Annotated in this window: 18 protein-coding genes; 16 read left to right on the top strand and 2 right to left on the bottom strand. The window is 29.7% G+C overall.

Annotation, left to right across the window (positions count from 1 at the left end; all coding sequences use genetic code 11):
• Nucleotides 1-129 precede the first annotated feature (129 nt).
• Nucleotides 130-2,508: a GAF domain-containing protein gene (locus ACVC08_RS02050; protein ID WP_452600810.1), complete on the top strand. Its 2,379-nt coding sequence runs from the start codon at nucleotides 130-132 to the stop codon at nucleotides 2,506-2,508.
• On the opposite strand, the gene ACVC08_RS02055 is transcribed toward ACVC08_RS02050, so the two are convergent.
• Entirely contained in the window at nucleotides 2,498-3,712 is a 1,215-nt protein-coding gene (locus tag ACVC08_RS02055) for a Pycsar system effector family protein (RefSeq protein WP_452600811.1), read from the bottom strand. The two genes, ACVC08_RS02050 and ACVC08_RS02055, sit on opposite strands and share 11 nt — an antisense overlap.
• A gap of 245 nt (nucleotides 3,713-3,957) precedes the next feature.
• Here ACVC08_RS02055 and ACVC08_RS02060 point away from each other — a divergent pair, with 245 nt between their 5' ends.
• The 14 genes from ACVC08_RS02060 (at nucleotide 3,958) to ACVC08_RS02125 (ending at nucleotide 11,612) form a co-directional block, all read left to right on the top strand.
• Nucleotides 3,958-4,788 (top strand): helix-turn-helix domain-containing protein, encoded by an 831-nt coding sequence (locus ACVC08_RS02060; protein ID WP_452600812.1) that lies wholly within the window; start codon nucleotides 3,958-3,960, stop codon nucleotides 4,786-4,788.
• A gap of 360 nt (nucleotides 4,789-5,148) precedes the next feature.
• Nucleotides 5,149-5,610, top strand: a complete 462-nt coding sequence (gene msrB, locus ACVC08_RS02065) for a peptide-methionine (R)-S-oxide reductase MsrB (RefSeq protein ID WP_452599628.1) — start codon at nucleotides 5,149-5,151, stop codon at nucleotides 5,608-5,610.
• Nucleotides 5,600-6,142 (top strand): peptide-methionine (S)-S-oxide reductase MsrA, encoded by a 543-nt coding sequence (gene msrA / locus ACVC08_RS02070; RefSeq protein ID WP_452599621.1) that lies wholly within the window; start codon nucleotides 5,600-5,602, stop codon nucleotides 6,140-6,142. Before msrB ends, msrA begins: the two co-directional genes overlap by 11 nt.
• 11 nt (nucleotides 6,143-6,153) lie before the next feature.
• Entirely contained in the window at nucleotides 6,154-6,510 is a 357-nt protein-coding gene (locus ACVC08_RS02075; protein WP_452600813.1) for a hypothetical protein, read from the top strand.
• A gap of 79 nt (nucleotides 6,511-6,589) precedes the next feature.
• Entirely contained in the window at nucleotides 6,590-7,996 is a 1,407-nt protein-coding gene (locus tag ACVC08_RS02080) for an FAD-dependent oxidoreductase (protein ID WP_452600814.1), read from the top strand.
• Between the two features lie 43 nt (nucleotides 7,997-8,039).
• A complete protein-coding gene (locus ACVC08_RS02085; RefSeq protein WP_452600825.1) occupies nucleotides 8,040-8,510 on the top strand; it encodes a peroxiredoxin family protein in 471 nt (156 codons plus the stop codon).
• Nucleotides 8,510-8,770 (top strand): glutaredoxin family protein, encoded by a 261-nt coding sequence (locus tag ACVC08_RS02090; RefSeq protein WP_452599617.1) that lies wholly within the window; start codon nucleotides 8,510-8,512, stop codon nucleotides 8,768-8,770. Before ACVC08_RS02085 ends, ACVC08_RS02090 begins: the two co-directional genes overlap by 1 nt.
• Before the next feature lie 2 nt (nucleotides 8,771-8,772).
• Nucleotides 8,773-9,024 (top strand): peptide methionine sulfoxide reductase, encoded by a 252-nt coding sequence (locus ACVC08_RS02095; protein WP_452600815.1) that lies wholly within the window; start codon nucleotides 8,773-8,775, stop codon nucleotides 9,022-9,024.
• Entirely contained in the window at nucleotides 9,021-9,410 is a 390-nt protein-coding gene (locus ACVC08_RS02100; protein ID WP_452600816.1) for a hypothetical protein, read from the top strand. The genes ACVC08_RS02095 and ACVC08_RS02100 overlap by 4 nt, the downstream gene beginning before the upstream one ends.
• A 25-nt stretch (nucleotides 9,411-9,435) precedes the next feature.
• Nucleotides 9,436-9,945: a peptide-methionine (S)-S-oxide reductase gene (locus tag ACVC08_RS02105; protein ID WP_452600817.1), complete on the top strand. Its 510-nt coding sequence runs from the start codon at nucleotides 9,436-9,438 to the stop codon at nucleotides 9,943-9,945.
• 112 nt (nucleotides 9,946-10,057) lie between these two features.
• On the top strand, nucleotides 10,058-10,213 hold the full coding sequence (locus ACVC08_RS02110; protein ID WP_452600818.1) for a hypothetical protein: 156 nt from the start codon (nucleotides 10,058-10,060) through the stop codon (nucleotides 10,211-10,213).
• Nucleotides 10,214-10,401: 188 nt separating this feature from the next.
• Entirely contained in the window at nucleotides 10,402-10,578 is a 177-nt protein-coding gene (locus tag ACVC08_RS02115) for a hypothetical protein (protein WP_452600819.1), read from the top strand.
• Nucleotides 10,568-11,338 (top strand): hypothetical protein, encoded by a 771-nt coding sequence (locus ACVC08_RS02120; RefSeq protein ID WP_452600820.1) that lies wholly within the window; start codon nucleotides 10,568-10,570, stop codon nucleotides 11,336-11,338. Before ACVC08_RS02115 ends, ACVC08_RS02120 begins: the two co-directional genes overlap by 11 nt.
• Nucleotides 11,339-11,342: 4 nt before the next feature.
• Nucleotides 11,343-11,612 carry a hypothetical protein gene (locus tag ACVC08_RS02125; RefSeq protein ID WP_452600821.1) on the top strand — a complete coding sequence of 90 codons (270 nt, stop codon included), beginning with the start codon at nucleotides 11,343-11,345 and terminating at the stop codon, nucleotides 11,610-11,612.
• On the opposite strand, the gene ACVC08_RS02130 is transcribed toward ACVC08_RS02125, so the two are convergent.
• Nucleotides 11,609-12,043: a helix-turn-helix domain-containing protein gene (locus ACVC08_RS02130; protein WP_452600822.1), complete on the bottom strand. Its 435-nt coding sequence runs from the start codon at nucleotides 12,041-12,043 to the stop codon at nucleotides 11,609-11,611. The two genes, ACVC08_RS02125 and ACVC08_RS02130, sit on opposite strands and share 4 nt — an antisense overlap.
• A gap of 344 nt (nucleotides 12,044-12,387) precedes the next feature.
• On the opposite strand from ACVC08_RS02130, the gene ACVC08_RS02135 reads away from it, so the two are divergent.
• Nucleotides 12,388-12,855: a hypothetical protein gene (locus ACVC08_RS02135; RefSeq protein WP_452600823.1), complete on the top strand. Its 468-nt coding sequence runs from the start codon at nucleotides 12,388-12,390 to the stop codon at nucleotides 12,853-12,855.
• Nucleotides 12,856-13,220: the final 365 nt, after the last annotated feature.

A 13,220-nucleotide genomic window follows, 5' to 3' on the forward strand; every position in this document is an offset into this window, starting at 1 on the left:
TAAGTGCTAATTATTTAATAAATTAAAAACACCCATGTTTATTTTTTAAAAACAGCAAAGCGGTAAATTGTTAATTATAAACCTGCCAATTCAATAATTCGTAAATTTGCTAAAGTAAAGGACAGAAGTATGAACGATATAAATGATAATCTAGAATCCCCTTTTATTTTAAAAGTTAGTTTTAATAAGTTTTTAGAACAATACGAAACGTTAGCAAAAAGTGATGACGAGTTTATAGCAGCAAAAGCCAAACGTATACTAAAAGCTCAAGAATCGCTACCTGTTTTAAGAGAGGGGTTTAGCGATCCTACGTTGTTAGAAACGTATAAAAATGAAATTCGTTTTATACTACAAGATTCGTTTAGTGAAGTGCTTACTAATAATGAGATAAAAACAGCTTCGGTACCGTTTCATAATATTATTTTTAATTCATCAAAACGTTTTCAAAACATTATAAAAAACGCAGGAGACGATTTTGAGTTAACAATAACCAATATGCCAGAAGATGGTAAGTATATTATTGCATGTACCATTATATTAAGCCATTGTTATGGTGCTAACCTAAACTTTAAACGCCCTTTTTTCTATGAAATCCCAGATGCTAACGGAGTAATACATTACTATAAAATTCTATATAATGCAGATTTTATGGAAATTATTCCAACAGAGAAAGCCATAAAAATTACACAAGAAGATATAGATGTATTAATAGATAATTTTGACAATATAGAGTTATGGAAAGAAAAATTTCCACCTAATAGTTATTTATTTAAAGGCTTTGTTATCTCTAATATTTTTGATGTAACAGACGACCAATCGATTTCAAATATTAAATCGAGTTTAATAGGTAAAGGTAAGCGACAAGATGAAAGTTTTATAGAGAGTTTCCATAATATTTTTAGCTCGCTTTTAAACCTTAAAGGATTACGTGTTGGGTTTTCTGTATATAATAAAGAAGAAGGAACTTTTGAGCGCGTTCATGGTCATGGAATGAATAGTTTTCTCTTAAATGATTTGGACGCTAACCAATGTTCAGATGCACTATGTAGTTGGTCGTTTAATCAGTTACTTAAAAAGAATAAAACCATTTCTATTTCAGATGTAGATAAGAAATATAAAAAATCTAAAGGCAATGCAGCCCATATTGCTACCTTACATAAACAAGGCATTAAAAGTGCAATATTAGCACCAATAGCTAACGATAAAGAACTATTAGGTGTTTTAGAATTAGTATCAGATCAACCTAAAGTTTTAAATAGTATCAATGCCAATAAGTTAATAGACGTAATGCCCTATATACTTTCGGCTGTAGAACGCTCTAAAGAAGAAGAAGAGAATCTTGTTGAAGTTATAATACAAAAAGAATGTACATCTATTCACCCAAGTGTACATTGGAAGTTTAAAAAAGAAGCAGAGCGTTTTATAAAACAACAACTTATAGGAAATCATGAAGTAGCCTTTAATCAAATTGTTTTTGAAGATGTTTATCCACTATATGGACAAATAGATATAAAAGGGTCTTCCGAAGCAAGAAATTGGGCCACAAAAGAAGATTTATCCTTACAACTAAATATGGCAAGAGTTATTATAACGAAAGCACTAGCCATAGAAGCATTACCAATTTATGAGCAATATATTTTTCAAATAGACAATTATTTGAGAGCATTAAAATCTAATTTTCAGGTAGACAGTGAGCAACAGATAAATGCATTCTTTGAGACAGACATAACAACCCTATTTAAGCATAAAATAACGTCTGAAGAATTAGAATCGGATATTACAACCTACTTTAGTAGTCTAGATGATAAAGCTAAAATTATCTATAAGCATAGAAAAAATTATGATGATACAGTAAGCCTAATTAACAAGAAAATGGCTAGTCTTCTAGATGACAAACAAGTTGAAGCACAACAAATGTATCCTCACTTTTTTGAACGATTTAAAACAGATGGAGTAGAACATAATATGTATATAGGAGAATCTATCACTAAAGAAGAAAGCTTTAATCCTATTTACCTTTATAATTTAAGATTGTGGCAATTGCAAGTCATGTGCGAAATGGAAAACGCATATTACCTAATGCAATCAGAATTCCCAGTAGCTTTAGATGTCGCATCAATGATTCTAGTCTTTAATCAGCCATTATCTATAAGCTTTAGAATGGACGAGAAACAATTTGATGTAGATGGCACCTATAATGCACGTTACGAGGTGGTTAAGAAAAGAGTTGATAAAGCATATATAAAAGGGACTAAAAAACGCATTACAGAAAAAGGCAAAATAACCATAGTATACTCTCAAAAAGAAGATGAAAGAGAATATTTAAGCTATGTAGAATTCTTGCAGTCTAAAAAATACTTAGATACAGATGTAGAAATTGTTGAGTTAGAAGACTTACAAGCAGTAACAGGATTAAAAGCTATTCGTGTTAGCGTTTTATATAGTAAAGCTAATGGCGAGAAAGAATTTTATACCTATAACGATTTAATGAAAGCAATTAAAGAGTAGATACAGTAGCAGCACCAGAGCTTTTAAAAGCAACGGCAAATGATATAACACTAATAATAATACCTATAATAAATACAGTATAAGTTAAGCGTAATATTTTATATTTTTTATCTAGAACTTTACCTAAAAAGTATAAATCTTTTTTCATGGAAGAGTATAGGTAATCTCTATCTTTCATCATTTCTCCCATAGCCCATTCAAAATCCTGTAAATTCATTTTATGAAAATTGCCAAAGAACAATAAGTTCACTTTTTTATTAGCAACATCATCTTTTGTAAATTTTCCACTAGTTACATTTGGTCTAGTCGCTAATACAGAAAGAATCATAGAAGCTATAGTGAATAAAACAAAAATAACTGTAGGCCAAATTAAGTATTTATTAGAAACATTATCTAATTTTGAGACTAAATTAGATAATACCAAAGAGACAATAATAGCATTTACCGAAAGTAAAATATTTGCTTTAGTATCTGCAATATCACTTAATGTAATATGGTTACGAAGCGTAACGCGAAACATAGTTTCTATACCGCGTTCCGGTAGAGAAGCTTTGTTTTTTTTAAGCGCAAACTCTGCAGCTTTAATTTGCTCTTTTTTATCATCTGCTTTTTGTTTTTTTAATGTTTTTAAAAGCCCAACTAAATTACGGTCTTTTCCTTTTTGCCAATTATTATTAGCATAATCTGTGTAAAAACGATGATGCTTAGTGCAAAACACTATGTTTTTTTCAGTCCATTCACTATCACTAAAAACAGTGTTTTTATCCAATTCCCACTCCGCTCTAAGTAAATCGCTTATTTCTGTATAATTTTTACTTTTAAAATGCACACAATCTGCATCCCTTATAATTTTTTCTAAAAGATCCTGTGGCTCATAATCCATTTTTGTAGCCATAATTAATCTAGAAACTTTAGCAATAGTAGCATCATCCACATTATGGTCTTTTAAAAATAGAGTAGCAATAGTTACGCTTTTAGCTTCATGGTTTTCACTTCCCTCTGTGTATCCAATATCGTGAAACCAAGCAGCTATAATTAAAGCATCTGCATCGTCTTGAGATACTTTTTCAGCCTCTATTAAGGATTTAACAAACTTAACAACGCGTTGCGTGTGTGTTAAATTATGATAAAGGAAAATATGAGATAGTTTATCTCTTAGTAAAGCTGTTACATACTGTTCTGCTTCTATTATAATAGTATCCATAAAATGTTTAATTTTAGTAAAAGTAGTAAACTTTATATTAGTAAAGTTTCAAGTATGAAACTTACATAACATAATCTAAAATAATATAATTATTATATGAATGATATGTTTTATTTGATAACTAAATTGAATAAAAAGTATAATTATTTTTTAGAAATAATTAAAGATAATAGTAACAGCTGTCAATAATAATTAATATCATTGAAAAGCAGTTTCGCTAACCAATGACTAAATGCTTCAGAATAATGAATTTTAAATACACGAAATTTTCAGATCAAGGCAGTCTTTTTTTAACAGACTTTAACTGTGCATCATTCGATAAGCGCTTAGGAGAAGGCGATTTTTATAAAATAGTTTGGGCAAAAGATGAAGATATTATTATTAATGTAGATGGCTATACAGTAGAGTTAAAAAAGAACCAAGTCCTATTTTGTACACCTTATAACAAGTTATATCTAGAACCCTATTTAAAAGGAGCTGTATCTTATATATTTAATAGAGAGTTTTATTGTATTAGAGACCACGATCATGAAGTATCGTGTAATGGGCTTTTGTTTTTAGGAACATCTGAACCCATAAAGATAGAATTAACAGAAAAAGAGCGTAAAAGCTACGAACTACTATATATGTTTTTTGAAGAAGAATTTGAAACCAAAGACCATATACAAGGAGAAATGCTACTAGTACTATTAAAACGTTTACTAATAAAATCTGTAAGATTAGTTAAAAAGAGTTTGGTAGATTCAGAATTAAGTCAAACAAAAATTGATGTAGTAAGACAATTTAACTTGCTAGTCGATAAGCATTTTAAAACCAAACATAAAGTGTCGGATTATGCAGAGCTACTCAATAAATCACCCAAAACGTTAGCCAATGCTTTTGCAAAATTTAACGATAAATCTCCATTGCAAATAATAAATGAGAGAATTATTCTTGAAGCTAGGAGATTATTAACTTTTTCAGAGAAATCATCAAAAGAAATTGCTCACGATTTAGGATTTCACGAAGCATCTCATTTTTCCAAGTTTTTTAAAAATCAAGTAGGAGAATCCCCTACAACTTTTAGAAAAAAATAATACCCTTTTTCTTATAAATAGTCTATTAAAATTAATAGTTGCTAAATAATTATAACGGGTTTTGTAATAGAAAAGTGTTCTTTATAAATAGAGAATGTATATAATTACAACTCCTCTCTACTAAACAATTTTCTTGTATAATTTTATTAGTCTGCAATAAAAAGAACCTAATAAACACCCTTTAACCTAAACCTAATACTTTGTAAAAACAAGGACAATATTTGGTTTAAAATACTTAAACAAGACATAATACAAACTTCTGGGAAAAATGTACAATAACGTGGGCAATGTAGATATTTATAACCGTAGACTTAAGCAATACCTTTGTATAACTAAAAAAAGAAAGGACAAATAAAAATGATGCTTACATGGAAAGATGTTATCCGATTTGCTGTAAAAGGCAATCCAGCTCCAGATAAACGTGTCGAGAAATCAGACAAGGAATGGAGAAAAATACTAACATTAGAACAGTATAGAATTACAAGACAAAAAGGAACCGAACGACCACATAGCGGAGCACTTTGTAGTATTTACGATCAAGGGAAGTATAACTGTGTATGTTGTAATACGCCATTGTTTGACTCTACAATTAAATTTAGTTCGGGAACAGGTTGGCCAAGCTTTACACAGCCAATAAAAGAAAGCGCAATTAAATACGAAAAGGATACAACTTTTGGTATGACAAGAGTAGAGGTAATGTGTAATACTTGCGATGCGCACCTAGGCCATGTTTTTCCAGATGGGCCAGAACCAAGCGGATTACGTTATTGCATAAACTCAGAAGCTATGCAACTAGAAAAGGAGGATAATAATGAACACTAAAAATATACAATTAGCAACATTTGGAGGCGGGTGCTTTTGGTGTACCGAAGCCGTTTTTCAAGAAGTAAAAGGAATAGAAAAAGTAGAGTCAGGATATTCAGGAGGAGATAACTTAAAGCAACCTACTTACAGAGAAGTCTGTTCTGGTGTGTCGGGATATGCAGAAGTTGTACAAATAACATTTAATGCAAATATTATTTCATATAAAGAGCTTGTAATCATTTTTATGACCACGCATGACCCAACAAGCTTAAATAAACAAGGTGCAGATAGAGGAACACAATACCGTTCAGTAATTTATTATAATAATAAGAGACAAAAGGAAATAGCAGACGCTGTTTTAAAAGAAATGACACCTTATTACGATAAACCAATTGTAACAGAAGTCTCACCATTAGGAGTTTTTTATATAGCAGAAAAAGAACATCAAGACTATTATAAAAATAACCCAACGTCTGGATATTGCTCTTTTGTAATAACACCAAAACTAACGAAGCTAAGAAAGCTTCATAGAAATAAATTAAGAACTTAAAGTTGAAAAAAATGGAAAATCAAATAGAAAAAAAACTAAAACATATACATGCCTTATTAGCTAAAGGAGAATTTATAGAAGCCATGGAAACCTATTTACATGACGATGTAGAATTAAGAGAAGCAAACGGAGAACCTAAAAAAGGGAAAGCCCATTGTGTAAAGTTTGAAGAAGACTTTATTAATAATGACTTAGAAGCGTTTATTGGTTACGAAGTAGGAAATTATGCAGTTAATGGAAACCATACTTTTTATGATGCAATAATGACATTAAAATTAAAAGATGGTAGCACAATGGTGTCAGAACAAGTTGTTGCTACAGAATGGAAAGATGGAAAAATTTATAGAGAAAGATATTACCATGCATAATTAAAATAGAGTCTCAAAAACAAACAGTTTGAGACTCTATTTCTTAAATTAAAAAACACTTACAAAACCAAAAAAACGAATGAACGATATAATATTATATGGTGCAGATTGGTGCCCAGATTGTAGAAGAGCTAAAACCTATTTAAAGGAAAATAATATAACATACACATTTGTAGATGTTGATTTAAACAAAGAAGCTACAGCAAAAGTCGAAGCAATAAATAATGGGAAACGAATCATCCCAACATTAATAATTAATAATAAATCGTACACAAACCCAGATAATAGAGCATTAGCCTCAGTATTAGGCTTAAATGAAGTAGGAAGAGTGCAATTGTTTGGAGCAGATTGGTGCCCAGACTGTAGAAGAGCAAAAAGCTTTTTAAGAGATAACAGAATCAATTTTGAGTTTATAGATGTCGATGAGCATGAGTGGGCAACAACTAAAGTAGAAGCAATTAATAATGGAAAACGAATAATTCCAACGGTTTTAATCAATGATGTCCCCTATACAAATCCAGATAATGCAGCGTTAACTCGCTTATTAAGTATAAATGTAGAAAAAGAACATAAAATTTTCGATACAATAATAATTGGAGGAGGAGCAGCAGGGCTAACAACAGCTATATATGCGCAACGCGATCGTTTTGATACATTAATACTAGAAAAGTCAACTATAGGAGGCAATGCTTTTTTTACCGAAAAAATTGAAAACTATCCTGGATTTCAGTCTATCTCAGGACCAAAACTTATGGAGAAAATGGAAGAACAAGCAAAAACCTACGGAGCAGTTATAAAAACAGGAGAAGAAGTAGTAGATATAGAAAAACAAGACGACTTATTTCATGTAAAAACAAAAAGCGGAACGTTTTTAGGAAAAACAGTCGTGCTATCTACAGGATCAACCTACAGAAAATTAGGCATACCTAATGAAGAAGAATTAATAGGTTCAGGAATTCACTTTTGTGCAACATGCGACGGAGCTTTCTATAGAGATAAGGATATTATTGTAGTAGGAGGAGGAAACTCTGCACTAGAAGAAGGTATATTTTTAGCAGGATTTTGTAAAAGTGTAAAAATTGTAAACAGATCAGACAAATTTTCAGCATCAGAAACCTATATAGAAAAACTTAAAACAATAGAGAATATCTCAACCTATACGAATAAAGTATCTCTAGAGTTTGTTGCTGGAGAAAATGAATCCTTCAAAGGATTAAGAATAAAAGATAAGGAAACAAGTGAAGAAACTATTCTAGAAGCAGATGGCGTATTTATATTTATAGGATTAATCCCAAATACAAAATCCTTTAAAAATACGATCGCCTTGGACGATAAAGGCTTTATAAAAACAACAGGATTAGCAGAAACATCTGTAAAAGGAATTTTTGCAGCAGGAGACTGTAGAGAAGGAGCCATTGCGCAAGTTGCAGCAGCCACAGGAGAAGGTGTTTTAGCGAGCTACGGTATTAGAAATTATTTAAAATAATATAACATTTACCATAATACTATGGAACATAAAAAAGAACATAATAGAAGTATTTAAAGCCCCAGAGTTTAATGTTAAAGACTGGGTAGATGCTAATGGTAAAAAAATAGCCCCAATAAAATTATCAAACTATAAAGGGCTATTTAAAATAGTATACTGCTTTCAAAGTTGGTGTCCAGGGTGCCATAGTAAAGGATTGCCAGATTTAAAAAAAATGGTAGAGGCACATAAGGATAATGACAAAGTTATTTTTCTAGCAGTACAAACCGTTTTCGAAGGACACCATGAAAACACCTATGAGAAAATGGTAGAAACCCAAAAAAAGTATGATTTAAAAATCCCTTTCGGGCATGATGCAGGAGAAGATGGTAAGTCGAGATCTAATATTATGACAAATTACCAAACAGGAGGCACACCTTGGTTTTTATTTATAGATAAACACGACCGTATAGTATTTAGCGATTTTCACTTAAATGTAGAAGCGGCAATAGAATTTTTAAACACCTTAAAATAATGATGAGTAAAGTTCCAGAAGTAAAATTATATGGAGCAGCCCGTTGCCATAAAACAAATTACTACAAGGAGTTGTTTGAGGAGATAAAACAACCCTATCAGTTTTTAGATGTTGAAGAAAATGAAGTTTTCGCAGAAGAACTTAGAGGTCTTTATGTAAATAGAAAACTAAACTTTCCTACAATAACAATAGGTGCTAAAAAATTAAGAAACCCATATAAAGAAGAGCTGTTAAATTGGTTAAGCACTATAGAAAAGTAAGAATGTCTATATTAAAACAAATACAAAAATTACAAAAAGGCTACTCGGAAGTTGTTTATAAAAGCAAAAAATATGGAGTAACTAGAAACGATTTTAATCAAGGGAGCAGTTTTAAAATATATGCAGAAGAGCTTGGCGGAAACGATTTTATAAGCTTAAACTATTACATAATATCTAATGGCGAAAAATTGAAACCTTGCGAAATGGAAGCAGAAAAAGTAATACATTTTTTAAATAACTATCATTACTCATGAATTGGTACTTACCCATAACAATTATACCAGGTTTAGGGATGTTAATATTATCAACAACCTCCCAAATGATGACGTTAAGCACGGAGATAGGAAACCTATTGGCAAATAAATGTTCTACATATCAACATGAAATATCTAACCTTAAAATTAAACAATTAGGATTGTTAACAAGAGCAAGCGCTTTATTGTATTTAGCAACAGGAGGTTATGTGTTATCTGGTATTTTGGGTGTAGCTTTCAAAACAGAAGGTGCCTTTAGCGTACCTAGTATAGCCTTATATATAGGAACCGTTTTAGTTTTTATAGCAATTACGGTACTAATTATATATGCTTTTAAAGCTGTAAAAATTAGAAAAGACCAATTTAATAACAACCATAATTTATAATTATTAAAAAGCGATATATTAAACATTGAAAAGTAAATTACAAAAAATAGCATTTGGAGGCGGATGTCATTGGTGTACAGAAGCTGTGTTTCAATCCTTAAAAGGCGTAGAAAAAGTAGAACAAGGTTTTGTCGCCTCAATAGGAAAAAACGACACTTTTTCAGAGGCCGTAATAGTACATTTCAATTCAAACAATATACCATTAAAAGTACTTGTCGAGGTACATTTATACACACATAAAAGCACCTCTAACCATACTATGCGAAAAAAATATAAATCTGCTATTTATGCCTTTAATTCAATACAAGAAAAAGAAGCGATAAAGCTTTTAAGCGATTTTCAAAAAGTATTTAGTAATACATTAATAACACAAGTATTAAAATTTAAAACTTTTAAACCATCTTTAAAACAGTTTCAAAATTATTATTATGCAAATCCTGAAAAACCGTTTTGCAAAACATATATCAACCCCAAATTAAAATTAGTATTAGAACAATTTTCAAGCTATTCAAATGTAAAACAAAGAGATCTTTAGTGTTTTTAATTGTATTTTAAAATGAAAAGCCTAAAACAGATATTTTAATAATTGGTAGATAGCTTTATTATATAAAGGTTATTTTTACTAAACCAGTTAACAACCATCCCTTATGAAACCAACTAAATACTTTTTTTTAAGCATTATAGTGTTTTTAGTAAATGCCTGTGCAACATACAAACAGCAATCCATACCAGTTAATGCCGAAACAATAGTAACAAACAATAAAGATTTTAACCCATACTGTATTTGCTCTTTTTTTTGTTAAAAAATAAAAATCCTTACTAAATGTAAGGAAAATCCTTAGCGATATTAAACTAAAAAATTTTATATTCACGTCCTTACAAATCGCTGTACGTTAATAATTTAGTGAATAAGTAATTAGTTTAACCGACCAAATGCAAATAAATATCAAGTAATTTATTGTTTAATAAAAACCAAACAATTTATTTACTTATGAAAAATTTATTAAGCGCATTTTTAATGCTTGCATTTGTAACCGTAGTATTCACGTCTTGTACAGCTGAAGATTTAAACGATGAACAAAACACAGAACTCGCAACAGGACAGGAAGATAGCACAAGTCCTAACTCAGACCCTGGGGAGTCTGAATATGACAACGATGAAGAATAGTTTTAGAAATAGAAAAAATATTAAATTCTATGCAATTGCGGTAATATGTATTACCGCATTTTTTATGCAGGAAACTATGATTTTTAAAGGGTCTGAGGTAGAAAAAGCAATAGCAGAGAAAGAATGGAAACAAGCCAAAGCAAAAAGAAGTGATAAACTTGCTAAAGTAAAAGAATTAGCCATTGGCACAAAAGAGTATGAAGAGTACAAAGTTGAACAAACTAAAACTAAAAAAGCATATGATAAATTAACAGAAATTACCGAAGATGCTAAATTTATGAAGTTTCTGACTCTTCAACAGTTCCTTGGGGAGTTTGGCGTTTTTTTGGGCTTATTTATCTACTCTTTGTCAAATTATATTATAGTTAGAATAAAAAAAACTGAAACTGTATTTGGAGAATCTGTAATGCATATTACTATATTATATGTGAGTCTTTATTACATAAGGTGGTGCTTTATGGATGGAGATTATAGAAATTTGACTTATTATATAACTAATCTATTTTGTGTTATAGCTGTTTTATTTTCTGTTTTTTTATTACTTAAATCCTTTAGTTCTAATACAAAAGTTGCAAAGTTAATCAGGTGGATTTTGTTTATTACTGATGAGCATTACCTTGCTATGGCTAGTAAAGCTTTAGCTAATGAAAATGAAGACCCTAAAGAAATTGAGAGGCAAGTAAATGAGTTTGAAGAAGAAACTGCTAGGGTAATCTTAGAAATTGTTGGGGACAAGAGTTCAATAGTTAATAATAGATAGGGAAATGAAAAACAGTTTTAAAAACCTTGCAAATAAACTCTATCAATTAGGAATTATAGATAAAGAAACTAAAGATAAATTTAATGTTTCTTTATTTGAAAAAGTTTCTAAAAAAAAAGAAGAAGAAAAAAATAAATATATTAAGGTTTTAGAAAGAAAAGCTAAGCTTGATATACTTATGGAGATTTTAGAAAAAGATAATGTGTATATTTTAGAGAATGAAAAGAAAGTAATAGAACTATTGGATTCAATTGGAATAGAGGTATTACCTTAATCTTTTTTTAGTTTTTCAAATATTTCTTTTCTCAGTTGTTCTAAATTGGCTTTAACTTTATTTTCTATTTCTTCAGTTTTAATTTCATACGCCTTAGCCTTTAAATATTCTTTAAAAATCACATTTTCACATATTTTTTCGTCATTTTCTACAATAAATTTGATTACTTTATTTATCTCTTTAGTATCTACTTTTTTATCAAACATATCATTGCTTAAACCAAAAACGTAGTAGGGGTTTATGTTATAAACTTCAATCATTTTTTTTATTACATCATAATTTGGTTGTGTAAATACGTTTTTCCCTTTTATTTTTCTTCCTTTTACATATCCATCTATAGTCGTTGAAGAAACGTTAAGATTCTTTGCGAATTTTGCACGATTTAATCCAAGTGTTTCAATGATTGTATTTATACGTTCAGGTAGATTCATATTTAATAAATAACTATAGGGTTTTGAAAAAAAACAAAACAAATAGTTGTTTTTTTCTGCATAATGTTTTATGTTTGTTTAGCCATTTATTCAAATGTACATAAAAAGGTATGTTTAGTATATATTATGGCATAAAAAATATACGCTTAAATAATTGTTTGGTTAATTATTAATAGCGAGAGTATATACAATGCTAGCTTGTATATGCTTAAATAAAATATAGAATAGACCCTTAACCAGCTCCCTATTATAAAGCTTTCCCTAAAAGCTAGGGTCTTTTTATATCTATTTTTTCAATCTTGTATTGAGGAGATAAAAACAACTATTAATCATAAAAAAATTAAATGAGTATTGTGACTATAGAAATAGACCCATTACAAATTATAATAGCTAGTGAAGATGAACAGTATAAAAAGAACTTAGAATGTTACTTTAATACCTATTACCCTTTTGTAGATGTATTTTTAGTAAAAACTACTACAGAGGCACTAGCCTATTTTAACGATAAGCCGCCCTTTAAGTTTTTAATACGTAAACCTGAAAACCCTTTAAATAAAGCCGATTTAAAAAACTGTAAAGCTACAGAGATACGAGATGTTAATTTAAGGCTAGTAGTGTTTCAAAACCAACATAAAAAGGCAGTAAAGGCTATAAATAAAAAAACAATACACTATCTAAAACAAGAAAAGCACCTATTTATAGGCATATCTACATTTGCTGTGTTAGGTATGTTAAAACATAAAGGGGTAAAACATCGCTTTTATAAGTTTTTGGCGCATGCCTCTAGTGTATTGTTTTTAAAGCCTAATTAATAATAAAGGTACACGCATTGAAACTATGGTTTTACTAAATACCACTTTAATAACGCTAACTAATACAATAATTTTAAACGAACTAAAATATGAAAAAATAAAAACCACCCATACCCTTTAGAGCATTGTTTTACAAGGTAAAGCTACTCGCAGATTATTTTAAATGTTTATGTGCTAGGTTGATAAATAAAACATAAATAATTAAAATTTAAAACATGACACTATTAAAACATATAAAACGAGTAGCGTTTTGTGCATCTATAGCTTTTTTAGCCTTTAACTGCCAAAAAGAAGACGATACTTTACAAGTACAACAAACAGCATTAAAAAGTAATGTTAACATTTCTAGGCTTAACACTAAAGCC

The organism is Pontimicrobium sp. MEBiC06410, from assembly GCF_053601615.1.